The organism is Pleionea sediminis (genome assembly GCF_007570825.1).
GTDB lineage: Bacteria > Pseudomonadota > Gammaproteobacteria > Enterobacterales > Kangiellaceae > Pleionea > Pleionea sediminis.
The window spans coordinates 854,537-878,474 of record NZ_SUNB01000002.1; the positions used below are offsets into that span (position 1 = coordinate 854,537).

Annotated in this window: 22 protein-coding genes; 8 read left to right on the forward strand and 14 right to left on the reverse strand. The window is 40.4% G+C overall.

Going from position 1 to position 23,938, the window contains the following annotated elements:
* Positions 1–191: 191 nt before the first annotated feature.
* Together FAX86_RS13585 and FAX86_RS13590 are read left to right on the forward strand one after the other, a co-directional pair.
* Positions 192–2,009: a hypothetical protein gene (locus FAX86_RS13585; RefSeq protein ID WP_144393954.1), complete on the forward strand. Its 1,818-nt coding sequence runs from the start codon at positions 192–194 to the stop codon at positions 2,007–2,009.
* A 167-nt stretch (positions 2,010–2,176) separates the two neighbouring features.
* Positions 2,177–4,243, forward strand: a complete 2,067-nt coding sequence (locus FAX86_RS13590) for an EAL domain-containing response regulator (protein WP_144393955.1) — start codon at positions 2,177–2,179, stop codon at positions 4,241–4,243.
* Between the two features lie 28 nt (positions 4,244–4,271).
* Here FAX86_RS13590 and serB read toward each other — a convergent pair whose 3' ends face one another.
* The gene (serB, locus tag FAX86_RS13595; protein WP_144393956.1) at positions 4,272–5,201 is read right to left on the reverse strand and encodes a phosphoserine phosphatase SerB; all 930 of its coding nucleotides are present in this window, start codon (positions 5,199–5,201) and stop codon (positions 4,272–4,274) included.
* Between the two features lie 118 nt (positions 5,202–5,319).
* Here serB and FAX86_RS13600 point away from each other — a divergent pair, with 118 nt between their 5' ends.
* Complete coding sequence (locus FAX86_RS13600; protein WP_144393957.1) at positions 5,320–6,711, forward strand: hypothetical protein; 1,392 nt, start codon at positions 5,320–5,322, stop codon at positions 6,709–6,711.
* 14 nt (positions 6,712–6,725) lie between these two features.
* On the opposite strand, the gene FAX86_RS13605 is transcribed toward FAX86_RS13600, so the two are convergent.
* From FAX86_RS13605 to FAX86_RS13630, 6 genes are all read right to left on the reverse strand, one after another.
* Positions 6,726–7,568 carry an HDOD domain-containing protein gene (locus FAX86_RS13605; protein WP_144393958.1) on the reverse strand — a complete coding sequence of 281 codons (843 nt, stop codon included), beginning with the start codon at positions 7,566–7,568 and terminating at the stop codon, positions 6,726–6,728.
* 58 nt (positions 7,569–7,626) lie between these two features.
* Positions 7,627–9,873 (reverse strand): DNA topoisomerase IV subunit A, encoded by a 2,247-nt coding sequence (gene parC, locus FAX86_RS13610; RefSeq protein ID WP_144393959.1) that lies wholly within the window; start codon positions 9,871–9,873, stop codon positions 7,627–7,629.
* A gap of 18 nt (positions 9,874–9,891) precedes the next feature.
* Positions 9,892–11,781, reverse strand: a complete 1,890-nt coding sequence (parE, locus tag FAX86_RS13615; RefSeq protein ID WP_144393960.1) for a DNA topoisomerase IV subunit B — start codon at positions 11,779–11,781, stop codon at positions 9,892–9,894.
* A gap of 156 nt (positions 11,782–11,937) precedes the next feature.
* Positions 11,938–12,774 (reverse strand): 3',5'-cyclic-AMP phosphodiesterase, encoded by an 837-nt coding sequence (gene cpdA, locus FAX86_RS13620; RefSeq protein ID WP_144393961.1) that lies wholly within the window; start codon positions 12,772–12,774, stop codon positions 11,938–11,940.
* A gap of 9 nt (positions 12,775–12,783) precedes the next feature.
* A complete protein-coding gene (locus tag FAX86_RS13625) occupies positions 12,784–13,275 on the reverse strand; it encodes a DUF1249 domain-containing protein (protein WP_205859198.1) in 492 nt (163 codons plus the stop codon).
* Between the two features lie 91 nt (positions 13,276–13,366).
* Positions 13,367–13,978, reverse strand: a complete 612-nt coding sequence (locus tag FAX86_RS13630) for an NUDIX domain-containing protein (protein WP_144393963.1) — start codon at positions 13,976–13,978, stop codon at positions 13,367–13,369.
* A 151-nt stretch (positions 13,979–14,129) separates the two neighbouring features.
* Here FAX86_RS13630 and FAX86_RS13635 point away from each other — a divergent pair, with 151 nt between their 5' ends.
* Together FAX86_RS13635 and FAX86_RS13640 are read left to right on the forward strand one after the other, a co-directional pair.
* The gene (locus FAX86_RS13635; RefSeq protein WP_144393964.1) at positions 14,130–14,783 is read left to right on the forward strand and encodes a protein-L-isoaspartate O-methyltransferase family protein; all 654 of its coding nucleotides are present in this window, start codon (positions 14,130–14,132) and stop codon (positions 14,781–14,783) included.
* A gap of 156 nt (positions 14,784–14,939) precedes the next feature.
* The gene (locus FAX86_RS13640) at positions 14,940–16,268 is read left to right on the forward strand and encodes a TolC family outer membrane protein (RefSeq protein WP_164503580.1); all 1,329 of its coding nucleotides are present in this window, start codon (positions 14,940–14,942) and stop codon (positions 16,266–16,268) included.
* A gap of 90 nt (positions 16,269–16,358) precedes the next feature.
* Here FAX86_RS13640 and waaA read toward each other — a convergent pair whose 3' ends face one another.
* Positions 16,359–17,651 carry a lipid IV(A) 3-deoxy-D-manno-octulosonic acid transferase gene (waaA, locus tag FAX86_RS13645; protein ID WP_164503581.1) on the reverse strand — a complete coding sequence of 431 codons (1,293 nt, stop codon included), beginning with the start codon at positions 17,649–17,651 and terminating at the stop codon, positions 16,359–16,361.
* Between the two features lie 107 nt (positions 17,652–17,758).
* Here waaA and FAX86_RS13650 point away from each other — a divergent pair, with 107 nt between their 5' ends.
* Positions 17,759–18,403, forward strand: coding sequence for a hypothetical protein (locus tag FAX86_RS13650; protein ID WP_144393967.1), 645 nt, complete (start codon positions 17,759–17,761; stop codon positions 18,401–18,403).
* Positions 18,404–18,408: 5 nt separating this feature from the next.
* On the opposite strand, the gene FAX86_RS13655 is transcribed toward FAX86_RS13650, so the two are convergent.
* Positions 18,409–18,693 (reverse strand): RnfH family protein, encoded by a 285-nt coding sequence (locus tag FAX86_RS13655; protein ID WP_144393968.1) that lies wholly within the window; start codon positions 18,691–18,693, stop codon positions 18,409–18,411.
* A complete protein-coding gene (locus tag FAX86_RS13660) occupies positions 18,683–19,129 on the reverse strand; it encodes a type II toxin-antitoxin system RatA family toxin (protein ID WP_144393969.1) in 447 nt (148 codons plus the stop codon). The genes FAX86_RS13655 and FAX86_RS13660 overlap by 11 nt, the downstream gene beginning before the upstream one ends.
* A 166-nt stretch (positions 19,130–19,295) precedes the next feature.
* On the opposite strand from FAX86_RS13660, the gene smpB reads away from it, so the two are divergent.
* Positions 19,296–19,766 (forward strand): SsrA-binding protein SmpB, encoded by a 471-nt coding sequence (smpB, locus tag FAX86_RS13665; RefSeq protein ID WP_144393970.1) that lies wholly within the window; start codon positions 19,296–19,298, stop codon positions 19,764–19,766.
* A gap of 5 nt (positions 19,767–19,771) precedes the next feature.
* Positions 19,772–20,827, forward strand: coding sequence for a LysM peptidoglycan-binding domain-containing protein (locus tag FAX86_RS13670; RefSeq protein WP_144393971.1), 1,056 nt, complete (start codon positions 19,772–19,774; stop codon positions 20,825–20,827).
* Between the two features lies 1 nt (position 20,828).
* Here FAX86_RS13670 and FAX86_RS13675 read toward each other — a convergent pair whose 3' ends face one another.
* The 4 genes from FAX86_RS13675 to rpsD all read right to left on the reverse strand — a co-directional run bounded on the left by FAX86_RS13675 (position 20,829) and on the right by rpsD (position 23,937).
* The gene (locus FAX86_RS13675; protein ID WP_144393972.1) at positions 20,829–21,623 is read right to left on the reverse strand and encodes a DUF1338 domain-containing protein; all 795 of its coding nucleotides are present in this window, start codon (positions 21,621–21,623) and stop codon (positions 20,829–20,831) included.
* A 155-nt stretch (positions 21,624–21,778) separates the two neighbouring features.
* Entirely contained in the window at positions 21,779–22,186 is a 408-nt protein-coding gene (gene rplQ, locus FAX86_RS13680) for a 50S ribosomal protein L17 (protein WP_144393973.1), read from the reverse strand.
* Between the two features lie 115 nt (positions 22,187–22,301).
* The gene (locus FAX86_RS13685; RefSeq protein ID WP_144393974.1) at positions 22,302–23,285 is read right to left on the reverse strand and encodes a DNA-directed RNA polymerase subunit alpha; all 984 of its coding nucleotides are present in this window, start codon (positions 23,283–23,285) and stop codon (positions 22,302–22,304) included.
* Positions 23,286–23,316: 31 nt separating this feature from the next.
* On the reverse strand, positions 23,317–23,937 hold the full coding sequence (gene rpsD / locus FAX86_RS13690) for a 30S ribosomal protein S4 (protein ID WP_144393975.1): 621 nt from the start codon (positions 23,935–23,937) through the stop codon (positions 23,317–23,319).
* Position 23,938 lies beyond the last annotated feature (1 nt).

The following is a 23,938-nucleotide window of genomic DNA, read 5'->3' on the forward strand; positions in this document are numbered from 1 at the left end:
TTATTATTCCATACGCTTCTTTACAGCGAACTTTACGTGACAATCGAGGAATTATGAACTATTTATTAAGTGAGTAGAAATATACCTTTGCGAGATTAGCTTGCAAGTTTGCTGTAATATAGGCGGTTTACGGCTACTATGAAAATAGACAAAATTCATACTAAAAACCGTATATTAGGGATATGGTCAAAATGATCCAGGGACAACTGGGGCTGAGCTTTCGTGAGCCTGAAAACCCAAAACCAGCTTTGGTCGAGAAGCTGACACCTAAGCACATTCAGAAATGGCTTGAAACCTTGCCCGTTGCCAACGTAAGCGACTCTTCGAAACGCTTGTATCAAATACTCCTCGATTGCAACAAATCTCAATTAAGCGACGATGACCGATTTAAAATACTTATGAAAATTCACTCCCCGATACAAATAGTATTGAAATCGCTCTCTCGACATTTTACTGGCCACACCCTTAACTTATCAGAAAAACAAAAGAAAATTGCTGCATTGGTTCAAGCGATCCATACTGAAATGGCCATCGGCTTTAAAACGATAATTGAACATCAAATAGAATCGCCTAGCCTTTTAAAACGCGGCATGCTCCATGCATCCATGTTTATGGCGTTAGAGTATTTATCCCTCACCGTCGTTCGCTGTTATCAGGTCTATACCGATATTCCTGCCAGGTTGTGGAAAGAAATAAATTTGATATACCGTTCGTCCCTTGAGCAAAAAATACAAGACAAAGAATGCGAATATGAAGGTTTTCAACATGAGCATTCCATACGTGACATTTTTGTAAAAATTTGCTTGCTTTCCATGGCCAACCCTTACCAATTACGCCAGCAAGAAATTGAAACCGTATTCAACGGACTTCAAAAATACGTCGAACATTGTAAGGTAGAAAACGCCAGTCGTTTTGAAAACCGGTATGTTGTTGATCTGAATCAGGCCCGCCCCCCCATTCATCAGGCACTAATAAAGATGCGCCCTAATAAAGACACCATCGCTTTTAATTTGGATGATGTTGTTGCCGAGCTACAAGAGCATCTTCAAAAGTCATCCAGTGAGAAAGTATCGGCTAAAGGATTATCATTACGACTAACCCGCCACCTACTTAAGAATTGGGCACACCTATCGTCTCGTAATTTTGCTAGAACCGCCTGCGATGGGCACATACGCGTTAGTATTGGTCTAAGTGCAACATTTCAAATTCTAAAAGGCACCGACACTGAATCGGACGAACCTACGACACTTGAAGAGTTCGAAGGCAGTTTACATAACGTTACTCTTGTCGACGATCATGAGACCGTCAATATGCTGGACCACTTTGGCAACGAAAACTATCAACGAAAGTCACCCGATGAAGATATCTGGGCAAAGATGTACCGCCCAAAAGAAGCGGCACCCGACAGCAAAGAAGTCGATTACGCGAAAGCCTTTGGTAGCGATAAACTGAAAAGCCATGCCCATTACGACTTACTTGAAGCTGACATCGTTAACATAAGTCCTGGTGGCTATTGCATTGTCATGAGTGAAAATACTCCAAACAATACTCAAACAGGAGAGGTGATTGGCCTAGTCGAGACTGAGGCTGACGGCCATGAAACTTGGCACATAGGCGTCATTCGCTGGATTAAACGAGTAAAAGGCACCTCAGGCGTACAATTGGGCATACAGCTAATTGCACCTGGCGCTAAACCCATTCTATCTCAATTAAAAAACGGCAAAACCCGAGGCCAATCATTCCAGAACGCTCTAATGCTCCCGGCACTCAAGGGCATTGACCAGCCAGCAACGTTGCTTACCAATCCAATTCTCTTTACAACAGAACAGAAAGTGACGATTGTCGATGGCACTGAAAAATACGATGTCCGCTTGACCAAGCTTGTATCATCGTCGCAAGGCTACCGACAGTTTTACTTTGAGCCGATTAAATCATCGCAGTCAACGGGTAGCTCGCTGGACATTTCTCGAACGGATGAAGGCTTTGATGATGTATGGGATTTGATCTAGCTCACATTATTGAATCCATCGAGAGTCAATTTGTCAGACCAACGGTTTCTAACTTCCTCGAACTCAGCTACAATTCTTAAAGCGGTTGAAATTTAGTGATTTCCTCGCTAACTTCCTCAATCGTATTGCTCCAACAAAAACATTAATTAAAGGAAAATCTGAGCTGCATGGCTAACGACATCAAACCCGTTCATTTGTTGTTACTGGAACCATCCTCAAATGATGCCGAAACCATGATCACGACATTGCGCAATCATGGCTATCCGGTCCGGGCGACTCAAGTCGTCAAAGAAGAAGATTTACAAGAGCAGCTCTCACGCCAGTCTTGGGATCTCTGTTTAACCAGAGCCAAAGTCAATGACCTGACCACTGGCCGTGTTATTGAATTGATTGATGAATATGGCCGAGACGTACCTGTTATCTTGATTACCGGAGAAGACAGTGAGGAGCAACTCATTGCCGCACTTAAATCGGGTGTTAAAGATTTAGTTCCCTTCAAAAGTCAGGAACGACTTTTCTTAGTCGCCAGAAGAGAACTGGAAAATCTCGACCAACGAAAGCTGAGAAAAAAAGCAGAACTTCAACTTTCCGAAACAGAAAAGCGCTGTAGCCTTCTGCTCGATAGCTCACAGGATGCTATCGCCTACATTCACGATGGTATGCATATCTACGCCAACCAGGCGTATGTCGATCTCTTCGACTTTGAAGATCAAGACGAACTTTTGTGCATGCCTGTCATGGACATGATTGAATCGAGTTGTCACGACGACTTCAAACAGTTCTTGCGCCAATACGCGAAAAACCCTTCGAACAATACTTTTGCCTGCATGGGACTGAAAAGTGATGGAAGCGATTTTGAAGCCATCATGACAGTATCTAATGCGACTTATGACAACGAAGCCTGTACTCAAGTACTGATAAAAACCTCAAATGACAACGCCGAACTGGAAGCAAAAGTAAAAGAGCTTAGCGCACAAGATGTTCTAACCGGCTTATACAATCAAACTTATTTCCAAGAACGGCTGGACGAAGTAATTTCAACCGGCTCTCAGTCTGGGCAAGGTCGCCACTTACTCTTTATCGAGCTCGATCAATTTGAAACCATTGAAAAAGAGTTTGGCATTACTGGCACCGACGACATTATTACCGGCGTTGCCAACTGGTTAGAACAGAACACCGATGAAGAAACATTGCTAGCCCGATATGGAAACGAGGCATTCATGGCGATGGTTGATAACGAATCTCCCTCAGCGGTTAAGACCTTCGCTGAAAAATTATGCCATGATGTAAAAGATCACCTGTTTGAAATAGAAGGTAAAACGCAAAAACTCACTTTCAGTATCGGTATAACGCCTGTAGGCGATCAAGCCAACAGCGGCAAAGAACTGATTGCCAACGCTCATGCTGCTTGCGTCAGGGCTTTCAAAAAAGGTGGTGACAACGTCAAAGCGTTTAATAAAACTATCGACACTTCAAGTGGCGAAAATAGCGAAATGATCGAGAAGATCCACGATGCTATTGAAAATGGCAAGCTTAGCCTGTTATTCCAACCCATTGTCAAACTACATGGCGACGAACGTCCCTTGTATCAGTCGCTATTAAGAATGCAAACTGAAGACGCGACTTTAACTCCCGAAGAAATTTTTCCCGTTGCCGAGTCGGCAGGACTCGCGTCAAAGCTTGATCGTTGGGTGTTAATGCAGTCATTGAAGCAACTCCATAAATCAAAAGTTAAAGCATCTCTTTTCGTTTATTTGTCCGCATCGGCACTCACTGATGAAGGCATGGTGAATTTTATAGGCGAGCTCTTCAAATCCACCAAAATGCCAAAAACGTCACTAGTGATTACGGTTAAAGCACAAGACGCACTTACTTACCTAAAACGCGTCATTTTGATGAGTCAGTCGTTGAAGAAAATTGGAGTGCCTTTCGCTATCAGTCATCTTCACGAAAATGACGAGCATTTCACATTGATGGATCAACTGCTTCCCGATTATGCCATCAGTGACGGTGACGTCACCATGAAACTGGCAGAAGGTGGAGATGCGCTCTCAAACATCACTCGAGTGTGTCAGGAAGCACATCAAAGAGACATTCTTACTGTTGTACCGAAAGTTGAAGACGCAGCCAGTTTGGCAGCTCTGTGGCCATTAGGTGTTGGCTACATCCAGGGACTTTACCTACAAGCGCCTATGGATGGGTTAAACTTTGACTTTTCCTCGACAGAATTCTAATAATAATTAACCGGCGAGACTTACAAAGTTAGTCGGTTAACAATGTTATGAGTTGGCTCATATCGGGTTTATAAATTGATGCATTGGCTTCTTTTCGGACCTTTGGTTTGGCATCAAATGCAACCCCGAGCCCCGCTGCTTCCATCATAGGCAAGTCGTTAGCGCCATCACCAATCGCCCAGACCTCTTCTGACTTAAGCCCTAAAGAATCACGAATTTCTATGAGGTGATTTCGCTTTTGGTGACCATCTACAATCGTTCCTAAAACCTTACCCGTCAAAGTACCGCTGTTTTCTTCCAGAGTATTTGCAAATGCATAATCGAGACCGAGATCATTTTTTAATTGATTAACAAACGGAACGAAACCACCAGAAACAACAGCTACTTTACAATTATTCGTCTTAGCCCAATTGGTAACCTTATTAACCCCCTTGGTCACCGGTAGAGAGCTCGCCAGAGTATCTATAACCTTGAGAGGTAATCCATCAAGCAATGCCACTCGCTCACGCAGACTTTCTGAAAAATCGAGCTCGCCACGCATCGCGCGCTCAGTTATCTCGGATACTTTGTCATAAAATCCACACTGCCGCGCTAACTCATCAATGCATTCCATTTGTATTAACGTCGAATCCATATCAAAAACCATCAGCTTAGGCTTAATAAAACGGTGTTGAGATGCGACTAGCGCATAATTAAAGGACTGACTGGAAAGCCATTCACGTAGCTTACTGAAAGCAATTTCATCCATCCAAAGCAATACTTCAAAACTAGCTTCGGTCAAACGAATAACTTTAAAAGCATCCACCTTAGTCAGATGCATTATCTTATTAAGATCTGGAAAATCCAGAGTTTGACTATTCCAGATACGCAAGCTGAATTGAGCTTCTTCATTTATTTCTTGAGATACAAACGTCGATTTCTGGCGAACGAGTGTTTGATTAACAATATCAGAATTCAAAACAGTGATTCACTTTGCTCCAAAATTATTGCGGCAGTGTATCATTGTTAACCTGGAATTGCTCTTATGAAAAAATGTGCGCATAATTCTATAAGACGCGACTGATACTGAATTTAAGATGACGACTAACGAAGCGCCCAAAACGAATAAAAAACTGCCAACTTCATTTGCCAAATCCTTGTTATTAATGCTTTTTCTAACCGCAAGTGTATTTTTGTGTGCTTGGCTTTGGTTAACCTCACAGTTAGAAAGCTTACTTCAACATAAAGTTGAAGAAACTGGGCGGCAATTAACACAAGTAGCTGCCATAGCTAGCGCAGAAGCGGTTATCGCAGAAGACACTGTTTTTTTAAAGAAATTAACTTCAGAACTAGTAAAAGAAGCTTTCATTAATAAAGTTTCTGTATACCGCATAGACGGAACTCTAATAATCGAAAGTACAACCGATAAAACAGACACTGCCCCAAAACAGGAACAAAAACCTGAATCAACCGAACTAGCAACAGAAAGTGATGAGCAAAACTTAAAAGATTGGCTGACAGCCCATTTACCCCAATATTTCAATGATAATTATCCCTTTATGGTTGAGATAAATTGGGAATCAACATCCGTTGGTTGGTTTGAAATTATTATAAATCGAAAAGAACTCGAACACTCGATACGTGACTCTAGTTATAAAATAACATTAATCGCAATTATAGGTTTCCTTATAAGCTTATTTTTAGGGCTTTTTATTGTTTGGCGCAGACATCTTGCGCTCAAAACATTTGTTAAAGAATTAAAACAAAACGATCAATCAGTGTCAGACTCAGCTATTCACTCACTAGATGAGGCTGCGAGCTCAATAAAGAACAACGATGAGCGCTCTAAAGATCTACACTTTAAATCGGCATCACTGAAAGGACGGCAGCCAGGAGACAGTCCTAGCCGAGATTTTAAAGGTTGTGTTCAACTATTCCGCATTGGTGTTAATGACGATACGCCATTTAAAACAAAACTGGATGCGATCAAAAAATGGCAAGAATTAATTTTTGATGCATCTTCACAATATGGACTGGAAGCAACGATCGTCAGAGATCAGCAAATACTGGTAACAGTCTCTAGAGAGCAATTAGCTTCTGCACTAAAACTTGCTTTACTGATTTATCAAATACAACAAAAACTGGCAAACAACTCAAGTATTACGGGCCATTGTTTCATGAGAATGGGTGAAGAGAAGGTTGTGCTCAAAAAAGTTAACCCTTTTTACTGTTTAATTGAAGGCGATAGCTTTAAAGAATTTGAATCGAGTTTATCGCAACAAAAACAGTTTGCCTGGATTAGTAAAAATATCGCAGAAATAATTCCTCGAGGACAGCAAAAGGATGACATCCTATCTTCAGGATTTTCACTCGATGGTTTTCCAGATGAAACAATAAAAATAAAGCTCGAATCAGTTGCATTGATTGAAAGACAAGCAGAACGTTTAGCCAATAAAAGCTGGCCTAAACTTTCTGAGGAATCTTCTTAGAAACAGTTTAAAATTTATGGAATACCACCAAGAGTGTAAGATACGGCATCTTCAAGATCATCTTGATCGTATTCACTCAACCCCAAAAATCCCAAAACGGATATTTTAATGTTATCCCACTCATAATCCTTATCCACGCCACCCAATCGCCAGTGTAACTTAACCATATTCTCAGAGACTTTCAGAACAGAAACCAGTGATTTTAGTTTGGGATTCTCAATTGACGAATCATCTAGTAAACGATCAACAGAATGATGGTTTTGAACCGCCTGAGAAATGAGCTTCGGTAATTTCCAAACACGAGTAAGACGGTAGCCAGCCGCCGCATGATGCATACCTATTCGACGAAACTCTTCTCGGACAATTCCTCCATCTTCACGAGAATAGCACTCTGATAATATTTCTTCATAATTCTTAACTTTTTGCGCGATAATAGGGATTCCTACATTGTGGAACAGACCGAGAGTATAAGCCTCATCTGTTAATCCCAAATTCAACTGCCGACATATAGCAGAAGACACAATCGCTACCGCTGAACTCGATTCCCAAAAGTTTTCCATATTAAATGACGTTTCAATTTCTTCCATTGAAGCGCGCAACATCATGGATTTGACAATATTAACAACGCGTTCGATGCCTAATAATATAACCGCTTGATCAATAGAAACTAAAGGAGACTTCAAGCCAAAAAATGGGGAGTTTACGGTCTTTAATACAGCAGCGCTGACTCCAGGATCAGAGCGGATACAAGCAGCAATATCATCTAGATTAGTACCAGCCAGCTGAATTTCATCAACCAGTTTCGGCTGTGGAGGAATATAAACCCCTTTTAATACATCTTCGGAATTATCAGGCACAGTCTATTCTCTAAACGCGGCTTATCGCTTAAAGAATAGACCATTTATTGAATTGTGACTAATCACTTACCTCGACTTCCAACAAGTCGACTTTCTGGAAGCCTCTCGGTAATTTATTCCCTCGTCTCCCACGTTCACCTCGATAATGCTCAAGATCTTTCATCTTTAGCCTCAAATGTCGTTTACCGCTATGAACCAAGAGCTCATCTTTCTCTGTAATGACAGCCACATCAACGACAAATTCTTCTCGAGATAACACTCTTGCGGCGGGAATGCTAATGATCTTGTTTCCTTTTCCTTTTGCTAAACAAGGGAGGTCACGTAGAGGAAAGACCAACATGCGCCCTTCATTTGTCGCAGCAACACAGAATTGCGACTCATAATCGGTAACCACTTTAGGAGTGATAACCTTTGCGCCTTTTGGCAGACTTAACAGCGCCTTTCCATTTTTATTTCGAGTGACAAAATCTTCAAATTTACCAACAAATCCATATCCAGCATCTGACGAAATTAAAAACAAGTCCTCATTTTGCCCCATTGTAGCCGCAACAAATACAGATCCTGCGACTGGATTAAAGCGTCCAGATAAAGGTTCTCCTTGTCCTCTAGCCGACGGTAAAGTATGAGCCGCCAAAGCGAAGCTTCTTCCTGTCGAATCAAAAAACACAGCTTGTTGATTGCTTTTACCCTCGGCACTCGATAAAAACTTATCTCCAGAGCGATAATTTAAGTTTTCAGCATCAACGTCATGACCTTTTGCACAACGTGCCCAGCCTTTTTCGGACAAGACAACAGTCACGGCTTCAGCAGGAACAAGATCACTTTCATCCAATGCTTTAGCTTCTTTTCGCTCCACGATTGGTGACTTTCGGTCATCACCAAACTCTTTTGCGGTAGCTTTAATTTCCTTTTTAACTAAGGTTTTTAATCGGCGTGCAGAACCTAATATTTTTTCTAACTCATCTCGCTCTTTTGAAAGCTCATCTTGTTCCGATTTAATTTTCATTTCTTCCAAACGAGCCAACTGCCTTAACTTAGTATCTAGAATATAGTTCGCTTGAATTTCTGTTAATTTAAATCGTTTCATGAGCTTTTGCTTTGGCTCATCTTCCGTTCGAATAATATGAATAACTTCATCTATATTTAAAAAGGCAATTAACATTCCTTCTAATAAATGCAAACGGTCATTCACTTTGTTCAGTCGGTGATTTAAACGGCGACGAGTAGTTTCAGTCCTAAACTCAAGCCACTCTGAGATAAATCGATTTAATGGTTTTACTTGAGGACGATTATCAATGCCAATAACATTCATATTGACTCGATAATTTTTCTCTAAATCAGTCGTCGCAAACAAATGACGCATCAATGCATCTGTATCAATACGATTAGAGCGAGGTACAACAACAAATCGAGTTGGTGTTTCGTGATCCGACTCATCTCGCAAATCACTTACCATAGGGAGCTTTTTAGCCTGCATTTGCTGGGCTATTTGCTCCATCACCTTATTACCAGATACCTGATGAGGCAGAGCAGTAATAACAATTTCACCATCTTCTGTGTGGTACTTAGCGCGCATCTTAATACTGCCGCGACCCGTTTCATAAAGTTTTATAATATCTTCCTTGGGCGTGATCACTTCTGCCGAAGTGGGATAATCAGGTCCTTTAATATATTCACAAACTTCCTCAACTGAAGCTTTAGGATTATCAAGCATATGGATACATGCATCCGCTACTTCACGTAAGTTATGCGGAGGAATGTCAGTTGCCATACCAACAGCGATTCCGGTCGTCCCGTTAAGTAATAAATTAGGCAAACGCGCGGGTAATATTTGCGGCTCCGACATAGTTCCATCAAAGTTAGGAATCCAATCGACAGTGCCTTGCCCAAGTTCGCTAAGTAGCACTTCGGAATATTTAGATAAACGGGATTCGGTATAACGCATTGCTGCAAATGATTTTGGGTCATCGGGAGATCCCCAGTTTCCTTGCCCATCAACTAATGGATATCGATAGGAAAATGGTTGAGCCATCAACACCATAGCTTCGTAACAAGCGGAATCGCCATGAGGGTGAAACTTACCTAATACATCACCAACAGTACGCGCAGACTTCTTATATTTCGCTGTTGCCTTTAGCCCCAACTCGCTCATTGCATAAACAATTCGTCTTTGTACCGGCTTAAGACCATCACCAATGTGCGGCAAAGCTCGATCCATAATGACGTACATTGAATAATTTAAATAAGCTTTTTCTGTAAACTCAGCGAGCGACTGACGCTCCACGCCTTCAAAGTTAAAATCCATAACGACGACTCACCTCTTTTATACTTCTACTTCGGCTAAGTTGCCTTTTGACTCAAGCCAGCTTTTACGATCACCCGCTCGTTTCTTGCCAAGTAACATATCCATCATTTGTTCTGTCGACTCCATATCGTCAATTGATAGTTGAACCAAACGACGTGTGTCTCGCGCCATTGTCGTTTCACGCAACTGTCCAGGATTCATTTCTCCCAGTCCTTTAAATCGCTGAACATTCACTTTACCGCGCTTTTTTTCTGCTTCGATGCGATCCAAAATTCCATTTTTTTCATCTTCATCAAGCGCATAAAAAACTTCTTTACCAACATCAATTCGATACAAGGGTGGCATTGCCATATAAAAATGCCCTGCCTCAACTAAAGGTCTGAAATGTCGGACAAACAAAGCACATAACAAAGTAGCAATGTGCAGTCCATCAGAGTCAGCATCTGCTAAAATACATATTTTTCCGTAGCGCAGCTTTGATAAATCACTCGTATTTGGATCCATTCCAATCGCAACAGAAATGTCGTGCACTTCTTGTGATGCTAAAATGTCATGAGCATCCACTTCCCAGGTATTCAATATTTTTCCGCGTAACGGCATAATCGCTTGGTAATCTTTATCTCTTGCTTGCTTTGCACTTCCGCCCGCAGAATCTCCCTCAACTAAAAACAGCTCTGCATTTGCCGGATCTTGACCAATACAATCGGCTAACTTGCCAGGCAATGCTGGACCTGAAGTCACTTTTTTTCGTGCGACTTTCTTACCGGCACGCATTCGTTTGTGTGCATTGCTAATGGCTAACTCTGCAAGTTTCTCACCTAAGTCAGCGTGTTGATTGAGCCATAAACTGAAAGCATCTTTTACAACACCAGAAACAAATGCCGCACATTGCCGCGAAGACAATCGCTCTTTTGTTTGTCCACTGAACTGCGGGTCTTCCAGCTTTACAGATAAAACGTAACTTAACCTTTCCCACACGTCCTCTGGCGCAAGTTTCACACCTCGAGGCAGCAGGTTACGAAACTCACAAAACTCTCTCATCGCTTCGAGCAAGCCAGTGCGCAAGCCATTAACATGGGTTCCACCCAATGGAGTAGGAATTAAGTTAACGTAACTTTCCGCTATAACATCACCGCCCTCAGGCAACCAATGCAATGCCCAATCAGCAGCTTCAGACTGACTTGAAAAACTTCCGGTGAATGGTTCCTCTGGCAAAGTCTCAAAACCACGAGCAGAGTCAGAGATATAATCCATCAACCCATGCTCATAGAACCATTCCTCTTCTTCGCCATTAACGTTATCTTTTAACTTGACTGTTAATCCGGGACAGAGAACAGCTTTTGCTTTCAATAGATGTTTTAGTTTTGGAACGGAAAATTTGGATGAATCAAAATACTTTGGATCTGGCCAAAACGTTACTATTGTCCCAGTATTGCGTTTTCCGACTTCACCGATAACTTCTAAATCCGATGCTTTTTCACCGTCTTCAAAAGCCATAAAGTGTTCTTCGCCATTGCGTTTGACTCGAATTTCTACACGTTTAGATAATGCATTTACAACGCTTATGCCAACTCCGTGCAAACCACCAGAAAATTGATAGTTTTTATTAGAAAACTTTCCTCCAGCGTGGAGTTTGGTCAAAATTAACTCTACACCTGGTATCTTCTCTTCTGGATGAATATCGGTGGGCATTCCTCTCCCATCATCAATAACAGACATAGAACCGTCTTTCTCAATAGATACTGTAATTGTTTTACAATACCCCGCAAGCGCTTCATCCACACTGTTATCGATAACCTCTTGCCCCAAATGATTAGGACGTGCGGTATCAGTGTACATTCCAGGCCGTTTTTTGACAGGTTCCAGCCCATTTAGAACTTCAATGGCATCGGCTGTATATTGGCTCATATATCCTATTTCTTTTGTGATTACCTGAAGGTTTATGTTGGCGCTTTCGATCTCGGAAGGCAAGTATTTCCTGTGAGGTTATGAAGTACAGCTCAAAAAATTTCCGAAGATTTACCCGAAGTTTGGGGAGGTGTTTAAAATGCGTACAAAAAGGGGTTAATAGCCTTTAATCGAATAGTCGACAGTAAATTCAATATCATCGATACGATGCAGTAAAGACTCTACTCGTCCATCTTCATGTAGTGTCAAGTATCGATACCCCGGGCTTTCATCACCGGCAGAAAAATCTTTCGAGCCGGGCCTAAACTGAACGCATGTTGAGGGAGTTGAGATGAGTTGCACCCCTTGACTTTCACCATTGAAATCTTGATGCACATGCCCCCAAAGAAAGCATACTTTATTTTCATGACTTTTAACTCGCTTGAATAACTCTTCGGCATTTTTAATACCTAAATTATCCAGCCAGTTACTCCCAACATTAACTGGTTGATGGTGCATTACTACAAGTAAATGGAGCTCGGGGTATTCACTAACGGCTTCTTCAACCAAAGACAAATCGTCGTCTGACAAATTTCCATAAACCTTTTTGGGCACAGATGTATCAAGCAAGACAATTTGCCAGTTGCCTGCCAATATTCTTTTATGAGGATAGATTGAATCGCCCTTGAGTGTCGTAGCCATTAACTCTGGAGAATCATGATTACCCGGTATCCAAAACGTCGGCTTTTCCAATGATCCAATTTTTGATGCAATATAGCGGTATGATTCTTCAGATGCGTCCTGAGACAAATCACCTGTGGCGAGAAAAAAGTCAGGAGCCAACTCCTCTTTACTGATGCGCCCCAAAACCGCCTCAAAACTGTGCCGAGTATCAAGCCCAAGTAATTTCCCCTTCTCTTCGGAAAATATGTGGCTATCGGTCCATTGCACAATTCTCACGCAATGCATGCTTTGAGTGTCTAGCTTCTTGGCTAAAGTGGCTACCGAACTCATGAGAAGCCCTCAATTCTCAGCGTAAGTTATGACAGGCATAACCACCTGCTCAGTTTCATGATGAAAACATCGACGAAGAAATTGATTCAATAATTCGTTACGTTGATATTTGTCATCTGGATAATGCTGAACTTGCTTTGGGTAAGCATGTGACGAACGTGGAGCGTGATTACGGTTGGGCTCCAAAACTTCAGCCATTTGTGCGTCGTGATATAAACGAACGCGCATTTTTACCGGACTCACCCACTCTGACTTTAAAAGCTCAACAGATAAATTCAGAGTTGTGGTGTAGCGCGTTTCTTCATAAATCTCGATATGGAAGGGTAACGTTGCGGCAGAATCGTCCTCTATCAAAGCTGCATTAACTTGAGAAGAATCAGCGTGATTCTCCTTCGGCTCTTGAGATAAGTTAAGCAAGCGAATCATTAGCGCGTAATTCACCTCACACTGAGCCATATACTCAGTCAAATCAGGAACATACTTTCGATTTAATCGATCCATTGGCGATGCCATAAACTTGCTCAATACTACCTACTCTAGCTTATTTTGGGGCACTTATGAGATAAAAAACCTCGAATCCCGCAGATTACCATTAAAATCGTTCTAAATGTGACTCATTTAACATCAGCCACTGCACACCGATAATCGTCATTGCATTATTCAGGCGCCCTTCTTTTAGCCTATTATACGCTTTATCAAAGCTCAATTTATGAACTTTAATATCTTCATGCTCATGATCCAACCCTCCAAAATCAACAGCTTGAGTCGAATCCACCAAACCACAGAAAAGATAAACATCTTCATCTGTACCTCCTGGGCTTACCCAATAATGATGCATCGGAATCAAGTTTATTGGCTTACAACCAGCTTCTTCGTCTGACTCTCTCATCGCAACATCCTCAGGAGATTCTCCTGGTTCAACGATTCCTGCAACCAATTCGACTAACCAAGGGTTTTGGGCATCTGCAGCGGCAGCACCAGCTCGAAACTGCTCAACAAAAATTACCTGACGTTGAATCTTATCAACAAGTAAAACCCCCACGGCCGAGCCTCTCATAAACACTTCGCGCACAACATTTGTCATTCGCTCACCGCTAAAAGTGTCGTATTCAAAAACAAAGCGGTTTACCTTGAAAAAGTCTTTGTAAGCGACAGATTTATCCATCACCTTAAAGGAAAGAGAGGTACTTTTAGGATTAGACATACTTCAGATCCTGGAAAATGCTCGTAGCATTTATCGGTTAAATCGTTATACTGCGACTATAATCATAAAAAGCTTGTCTCTCAAGCAGTTAGCTGAGAGTTTGATGCGAAATAGTGCTGTTGACCCGATTTAACGAATAAATAAACAAAATATGAATATTGAGAAAGCACGCTACAACATGATTGAGCAACAAATTCGCACCTGGAATGTATTTGATCCCACAGTTCTAAACTTAATGGCAAGTATTCCTCGAGAGATATTTGTTCCTCCTGAGCAAAAGTCGATGGCGTTCGCTGACCTGTCAATATCTCTGCCACATAAGCAACAAATGTATACACCTAGAGAAGAGGCCAGAATGCTTCAGTCTCTTGAATTGAAGCCTGATGACAAGGTCCTTGAAATAGGTACAGGAACTGGGTTCACAGGAGCTCTTATCGCTTCTATCGCGAAAAAACTAGTAACCGTAGATTGCTTCGTGGATTTTATAACGCTTGCCGATCAACACTTTCGGCGAATGAGCTTAAAAAATGTAATCGCCGAAATAATTGATATTTCTGAAGGTTGGCACCCTTCAGAGCATTTTGATGCCATAGTTATAACTCCGGCAATTAAATTTCCTCCAAAAGAGTTGGTGGCTCAATTAAAACCCGAAGGACGCTTATTTTGTATCGAAGGAGAGCCAAATAATCAGTATGCAAAACTGTATAGATTTGGTGCAAACCAAGAATTAACCTCAAAGTTTCTCTTTGAAATTAACACTCCCCAAGTAGTGCAGGCACAAACTGAAAAGTCCTTTGTCTTTTAGGCTTCGATTAATTTCAACATTCATTTACAATTGCGCAATATTCTCTGACATAATTTCAGGTAACTTATTTAGTAACAACGAGACTAAAACAATAATTTTAACGTAGAAATTGGGAATATCTTAGTCGATATGGGCTTTCAACAACGGAGAATCATTTTGAATAAACAAATTAAGTGGCTATCTGCCGCTGGTATTTTATTGTCAGCGAGCTTTCAATCAGTGTTTGCCACAGGGCTTTTAGAAGTATATCAACAAGCAACACGTAACGACCCTAAAATATTGGCCAGCGAGATGGGACTGAAAGCGACTGAAGAACGCGTAAACCAGAGCTTTTCATCTTTACTGCCACAATTATCGGGAAGAGTCTTCTTGTCTCAACGCGACTCTCAAAGCGTCGATGACGATTTAGAACCTTTTCAAAACAAGTCTGAAACTCAAGGATACTCGCTACAATTAACCCAAGTGATTTACGATCATAGTATCTGGAAAGGATTAAAAATCACTAAAAAGCAGGCCCTAAAAGCTGGTGTCGATCACGAAGCTAGCAAACAAGATCTTATTATTCGAGTAGCTGAAGCCTATTTCAATGTCCTTTCAGGCCAAGATGGTGTGGAGTTTTCATCTGCTGAAATGAAAGCTATTAAGCAAGAATTAGAGCAAACAAAGCAAAAGTTCGAAGTTGGCTTAATTGCAATAACCGACGTACACGAAGCGCAAGCAAGGTTCGATCAAGCAACAGCTGATAATATTAAAGCACAAAATACTCTTGATAATGCCGTAGAAGCGTTACGAGAAATAACCAACGAATATTATGGTAAGTTATCTCCTCTAAAAGATAAATTCGCACTAAAACTACCTCAACCTGCAAACATAGACGAATGGCTAAAGCAGTCTGAACAAAATAACCTAAACTTTAGCGCCAGAAAAATAGAGAAAGATATCGCTCGTGAAAATATCAAAGTCAACTTCGCAGGGCATTTACCTACTCTTGGACTACAGGCAGAAAAGTCTGACTCAGATACAACTCCGGATGGTACAAATATCGATATACCATCTGAAGAGACCCGAATTAGCTTAGCATTGAGTGTGCCTATTTATTCTGGTGGCAATACAAACTCAAAAGTCAACGAAGCTCAACATTCATTCCAGCAAGCCGTTCATAATATGGAAAGTGCCTATCGTTCTGCGATACGCCAAACTAAAAGTGCTTACTTGGGGATCGAAGCATCGATTAGCTCTGTCAAGGCATTAGAACAATCTACGGTTTCAAGTCAGGCTGCATTAGAAGCAACTCAAGCGGGCTTTGAAGTAGGAACACGTACTATCGTTGATGTGCTCAATAGCACTCGAGTGCTTTACAATGCGAAACAAAATCTTGCTCGTGCGAGATACGATTACATACTCAATACTTTGAAACTAAAACAAGCAGCAGGAACGCTATCAGAAAAAGATATTAAGCAAGTCGATGCACTACTGACAAAGTAACATCGAATTAATAATTACAGATATGGGCTTTGCGACTTTGCAAGCCCTATCTTCATTTCAACCGATTTAAGTCTATCGTTACTTAAGTTTTTAATGAGTTTGCTCTTCTGAGCCTCGACCATTCAGATAACGATTCAAAATTTTTATCGTTTTAGTTACTGCTCCCCTATTTGACTCAACAACAGAGAGACCAGCTCGCCCCATTAATTCTCTTTTTTCTATATTCGAGTGCAGTTCCAGTAACACATCAAACAATTCTTCCTTCGATACTAACTGTGCTGCGTTTGCTTGAACCATATTTTTATAAACGTCAGCAAAGTTAAAAACATGTTTTCCGGAAATTACAGGCTTGGATAAAGCAGCTGGTTCTAAAGGGTTATGGCCACCTCGTTCTATAAAACTACCTGCCACAAATGCCACATCCGCCGCTTTGTAGCAATACATCATTTCACCCATAGAGTCGCAAACAAATACCTCTGAACTAGACTTTAAAGAGCCATCTTTCGAACGCCGAGCGAATTTAAAACCTCTTTGCTCGACAAGCTCTGATACTGAGTCAAAACGCTCAGGGTGCCTGGGAACTAGAATAAGTTTAGCGTTTAATCCCTCATCTAAGAGCCTCCGATGAGTTGATAATATTGGTTCATCTTCACCCACATGAGTGCTTCCAGCAACCCAGACAAATTCAGCATCTTTCCAAGGACTGAAAATTTCTCTTGTTTTAGAATCAATGTTAACGGGTAATTGAAGATCAAACTTAATACTACCTGTAACGGACACTTTATCCTCTAGAGCACCAAGTTGCTTAAACCGTTGCGCATCACCTTCATTTTGACAGGCAAAGCAACTAACGGATTGAAATAATCTACGATGAGTTGGTATGGGAAGCCAACCATAACGACGAGCTGAACGGGCCGATAGTCTTGCATTCGCAACAATTATGGGGACATTCCTCTTGCGACAAAAATGCATAAAATTGGGCCACAACTCAGTCTCCATAATAATCGTTAAACATGGATTTATTTTTGTTAAGAAGCGATTAACGACCCAGGGATAATCATAGGGAGAATATAAATGTTTTACACTGTCTCCTAAAGCAGAAAGAATTCTCTCCGCTCCTGTTGGCGTTGTTGTTGTAACAACAATCGCATATTCAGGATGCTCTTTCATTAATCTCCGGATGATCGGAATTGCAGCTAAAGACTCTCCAACAGATACCGCATGCACCCATATTGTTTTATCGCTACTGTCATAATCAAAAAGCCCAAAATGTTCCCGCCACCGATTCCGATAAATAGGAAACGGCCTTCCCTTCAGATAAGAGTTAAGAAGCGCCATCGGCAATGCCAACAAGAAAACAAAAGAATAAAATAACCTGAACACAAGCATTCCATTTCATTTTTTAATCATTTTAACATAGTGAAAAGCTGTAGTAGACTGAAGTTACGTGATCATATTGAATGTTGCAGTACGCAAACCATGGTTTTTTCATGAAGTCACTTATTCCTTACAGCTTTGAGATACTAGTTGGCCTGTCAGTATTATTTGGCCTATTGAGTGTGGCTTATTTTGTAGCCATATTTAAGGCATTCCGACGTTTGCGACTTATAAAAGTTGGTACTCGTCTGGTTTTGTTCCTTATCTTTGCTCCTCTCGCATTACTAACCTCAGGAATCGTTATCGGCCTCCAAGGATACAACCAGCTTACCCGAGAGGATCTTATCGCTTTTATCAATATAAAACCAAAAGGCGAACAAAGATTCCTTGCACAAATTAATTACGTAAATGGGTTACAGGAGTCCTACTTACTCGAGGGAGATGAAGTTCAAGTCGATGCAAATATAATAAAATGGAAACATTTCGCAAATTTCTTCGGACTTCATACCCATTATGAATTAACTCGTATTTCAGGAAGGTACCGTGATTTAGATGATGCTCGATCAAATAAAATATCAGCCCATAATTTAAAGAGAGAAAGATTGGTCGATTTGGTTAAGCTACGGGTAAAAAATGAATCATTAAGCTTCTTGATGGATGCCGAATATGGCTCAGGCGCATTTCTACCTGCTAATAAAATAGTTCAATACGAACTGAAAGTTTCGACTGACGGACTTCTCCTAAGAAAAGCTAAATAACCGCTTTATTTTGTGAGCTTTTTATTTTTCTCCGCTTTTTTGCGCCTAATTTCTTTAGGATCAATTTTTAGAGGTCGGTAAATCTCCACACGATCAAATTCTCTCAACACAGCCGTTAAGGTTGTCACTTTACTAAAAATACCCACTTTATAGGTGTTCAAGTCAATTTCAGGGTATTTATTAAGCAACTGAGAGAGCACAATTGCCTCCATAACCGTAGTTCCTTCTTGAACATCCAGAGCAATCAAAGATTGCTCTTCTGGTAAAGCATATACGACTTCAACCTTCATCTGAGCTGCCATAGATTTGTTTTGCGCGCTTAATAAATGAACTCATCATAGAATCCGCTATTCCTAAAAATGTTTTTCCAAATGCCATTGCAATCAAACGACTTTTAAACTCAAAATCAAGTGTAAACTCTATTTTGCACGCTTCCTGCTCAAGCTCGCTGAAATTCCAAGTTCCAATCAGGTACTTAAAGGGTCCATCGACGAGAGTCATTCTTATTTGTTTATTCTCTGTCAATGTATTTTCCGTTGTGAAAGCATTTGAAAAGCCAGATTTTGAAACTTCGAGCTGTGCTTTCATGGTCGTTGAAGTAGATTCAATTATCTGTGCTCCAGAGCAACCATCGATAAACTCAGGATATTCTTCCACATTATTTACAAGTTTGAACATATCTCGAGCTGAAAACGGAACGATAGCTGACTTTTCGATTTTTGGCATTGCGAGCTCACCTATTCTTAATCTGACCGAATTGTACCACCAATTTAGAGCTCGAGTACCTGGGTAAAAACAGACTTAGAATTAGGGTTTGATTAATATTTACTAAAAGGTTTAAGGCATCTTTTAGCCCACGTATAATAAGCGCTTCAAGAGAGAGTGTAAAATTATGGCTAAAAAGAAAAAGCAACCAGATAATGTCATTGCGCAGAATAAAAAGGCGCGTCATGACTATTTTATAGAAGAGACAATGGAAGCAGGCCTTGTCCTGGAAGGCTGGGAAGTCAAAAGTCTTAGAGATGGAAAGGCCAATTTAACAGAAAGCTATATTTTCCTAAAGGATGGAGAAGCGTGGCTTTTAGGCTGTCACATTTCACCTTTAAAAACAGCGTCTACACATATCGACCCTAACCCAATACGATATAGAAAGCTTTTATTACACAATAAAGAGCTTGGGAAGCTTTTCGGAGCGCAGCAGAAAAAAGGCTATACTATAGTTGCACTTAAACTCTATTGGAAAAATAATCTCGTTAAGTTAGAGCTTGGAATGGGTAAAGGAAAGAAGCTTCATGATAAACGCGCGACAGAAAAAGAAAGAGAATGGAACAGATCAAAACAACGAATGATGAAAAGTAACTGACAGCCATGCAAAAAGATTATCGAGCTCAAGCTCCACTTCGACTTTTAGCTACTTTATTCTTTTTAGTGGTCGTTACTGGTTGTGGAACACTCAAAGAAACAATAGCTCATAAGAAGGAGGCTGTTTTTGATCCCGAGCGACAATTTAATTCAGCTGTTACGCTATTAGAGGAAGGTGAAGAATATAAAGCCAAACAAAAACTAATAAAAATATTAAGCCTTTATCCCAAGAACATCCCTTCGAAAAAGCTATTGGAGCAAATAGAGCAACCACCAATGCAACGTTATGGTAATAACTTCTTCGAATATAGAGTTCAAACGGGAGACACCATTGGACACATCGCTCAGAAGTTTCTAGGAAGTTATCTTGAGTTTTACGGGCTTGCTAAGTATAACGACATATCACGACCAAAAGACATCAGAGTTGGACAAACTTTAAAAATTCCTTATACCCAAAGAACAGATAAAGAAATTCAAAAAGAAGACAAAGAACAGTTAAATAAAAATTTAGAGAATGCCAAGATTGCGTTTAGCGAAGATAAGTTTATTGAAACCTTAAATTTATTAAGTCAAATTCATCTAAACAATAAAAATAAAGATACTACCCTGAACTTATTTAATGAAGCTGAAAAACGAATCATAAGCCAATTAAAATCAAACCAGTTAAACATCAAACAGCTTATTCAATTGATCAACGAAATCAATCCGACTAATACAATGAGAATTCGCCTGGATAATACATTAACTATTTTAAAATACTGGGATATACTTAAGAGCGCTATTTCAGCCTTCGAACAAAATCAAACTACAATTTCTTATGATTTATATTTAAAAGCTTTATCAATACGAACAGATCAAACTGAAGAAAGCGAAAACCTAAAGTCACAACTATCAGAAAAGTTACATCGTAGTGCTGTGCTTCATTATAGAGGTCAAGACTTAGAGCGGGCAATTCACTTATGGGACAAGGTACTTAAAATAAACCCTGACCATGAATCAGCAAAATCTTACTGGACGCGAGCTACTGAACTCAACGCCCAGCTAAAGAATGTTCCTAACTAACTCATGCAGCGTTAGTCGACTCAAAGATTTTATCAGCGGAAGCCGCTACAAATCCGTGATACAAACTATCTATATTTGGGAGTTTAAACCTCTCAGCAAATTCATAGAAACAACTTCTAACCTCCATTTCTCCATTGGAAAAGCTCCAGTTTACTATGTTAGCCATCGTAGAACTTTGCTTCAAACAAACTTCTTTTGAGCCTTTAACTTCACCGCCACTTGTATTCAATGCAAAGTCATTATCTTTCAGGAATTGATTAACTGACTCCAGAGTAGAGAAACCTTTTAATTCATTTACAGAAACAGTAAAGTGGTTTGCCCTTAATCCAAAAGTTGCTAACCAAGCCGCATACTCACTTTCGCTTCTAAGCTCTAAATACTCTTCTTTAGTAATTGTATTCCAAGGCATCATAGGAAGACTAAGTCCATTCTCATCGATAAATTTATCACCTTCATTAATCAACCGATTACATATATCTTGAACATTATCGGGCATCTGCTCTAATAAAAGCTCACTTACAAAAATCTTTGGTGACTTTTCATTGAATTTGTTTTCAAAATGATAAGCACGAAGCTTCTTAGCTTCAAAGTGATATTCCTCGACTGGAAAATATGAATATGACTCTAAAAACTTAGCAATTTGATCTAAGTTGGCTTTTCCACGATTAAAAGTCCGCAAAGCTATATGATCATTTATTATATTTTCACCCAAATTTGAAAAGAGTTGGTGAATACGCTCCGCATCTTGAGTTAGCTTTAAATAATCGACCCACAAATTCTCAAACAACTGCTGCACTAGTCACTCCCGTAAAAGCATTTCGTTAAGGCTCGGAATCCTACACGAGGTCTGACCACTTTTCAACCAAATTGAGATATCTCTGATAACTTTAAATTAGGCATAAAAAAAGCCGGCATAACCAGCCGGCTTTTATAAACAAAGATTATAAATAATTACTCTTCCGTTTCATCAACTTCTTCAACAATATCTTCTTCTTCAACTATTGGACGGTCAACTAACTCGACAATCGCCATTGGAGCATTATCTCCAGCTCTAAATCCGGCCTTGATTATTCTTAAGTATCCACCTGGACGATCCTGATATCGAGGACCTAAGTCATTAAACAATATTCCAACAGCTTCTTTAGATCGTGTTCTCGAGAACGCCAATCTGCGATTTGCAACAGAATCTTGCTTCGCTAATGTAATCAACGGCTCTGCTACTCTGCGCAACTCTTTCGCCTTTGGTAAAGTTGTTTTAATAACTTCATGCTTAAACAAGCTAACAGCCATATTCTTAAACATCGCCTGTCTATGAGAGCTGTTTCTATTTAATTTACGACCACTTTTACGATGACGCATCGGATTTACCTCAATACAACTAGAGCAGCCTGCAATAGTACTGCTCTTTTTTAATTAATATTATAAATATTCTGTTCTCAAAAATATCAAATGAAAACAGTTCTAACACTCTAAATTACTTATCATCCATTAAACTAGCAGGAGGCCAATTTTCAAGACGCATACCTAAAGACAATCCTCGAGATGCCAGAACATCCTTAATTTCAGTTAGAGACTTCTTACCTAAATTAGGAGTTTTCAACAACTCAACTTCCGTTCGTTGTATCAAATCGCCAATATAATGAATATTTTCTGTTTTCAAGCAATTCGCTGAGCGAACGGTTAACTCCAAATCATCAACAGGACGCAATAAGATTGGATCAATCTCAGGCTCCTGACTCTCTGGCTCGGATTCTTTTTCGTCTTTTAAATCTACAAACGCAGCTAACTGCTCTTGTAATATTGTTGCGCTTCTACGGATTGCTTCTTCAGGGTCTATTGTACCGTTTGTCTCTATTTCTAGAACCAACTTATCCAAGTTCGTTCTTTGCTCAACTCGCGCAGACTCAACCACGTATGAGACTCGTCGTACAGGACTGAAAGATGAATCCACTTGAAGACGCCCTATTGGAGCTTCTTCCTCATTTGAGGTGCGAGCTGTAGCTGACTCATATCCACGACCTTTAGCGACTTTTATATTCATCGCTATGGAGCCGCTTTTGGTTAAAGTCGCTAGCTTGTGTTCAGGATTAATAATTTCAACGCCTGACAACCCAGCAATATCTGCTGCAGTAACATCGCCCTCACCACTTTTCTGAAGAGTCAATATAGCTTCATCTTTATCTTCTAGCTTTACAGCCAGACCTTTAAGATTGAGAAGTATTTCTATGACATCTTCCTGGACACCCTCAATAGTAGTGTACTCGTGCAAGACACCATCAATTTCCACTTCAACAACTGCAGCACCTGGCATTGAAGATAGCAAAATACGACGTAAAGAGTTACCAAGCGTATGACCGAATCCGCGCTCAAAAGGTTCTAATATAACCTTAGCGCGGTTTTCATTCACTTGTTCAACTTTTATTTGTCGCGGTGTCAAAAATTCGTTGACATTGCCCATACAAATCCTGTCCTCTCTAAAGAATTAGGCTTTACTTGGAGTAGAGCTCCACAATTAAGTTTTCATTGATTTCAGAAGGCAGATCACTTCTTTCAGGAACGCTTTTAAAAGTTCCTTCCATCTTCTTCTCATCAACTTCAACCCATGTTGGCTTGTCACGCTGAGCAGCAAGTTCTAATGCCGCTTTAATTCGTGCCTGACCTTTCGACTTTTCACGAATCGTGATAACGTCTTCGGGCTTAACCTGATAGGACGGAATGTTAACCACTACACCGTTAACCATCAAAGATTTATGATTAACAAGCTGACGAGCTTCAGCGCGAGTCGCACCAAATCCCATTCTATAAACAACATTATCCAAGCGCGACTCTAACAACTGTAATAAGTTTTCACCGGTTGCGCCAGTTAACCTCGCAGCTTCTTTATAGTAGTTACGGAATTGCTTCTCCAACACACCGTACATGCGTCGTACTTTTTGCTTCTCTCGTAACTGGACCCCGTAGTCAGATAATCTTGGTCTCTTAGAACCATGCTGACCCGGTGTCTGATCAATCTTACATTTACTTTCTATCGCTCTTACGCCACTTTTCAGCATCAAATCTGTGCCTTCGCGACGTGCAAGCTTTAACTTAGGACCACGATACTTAGCCATT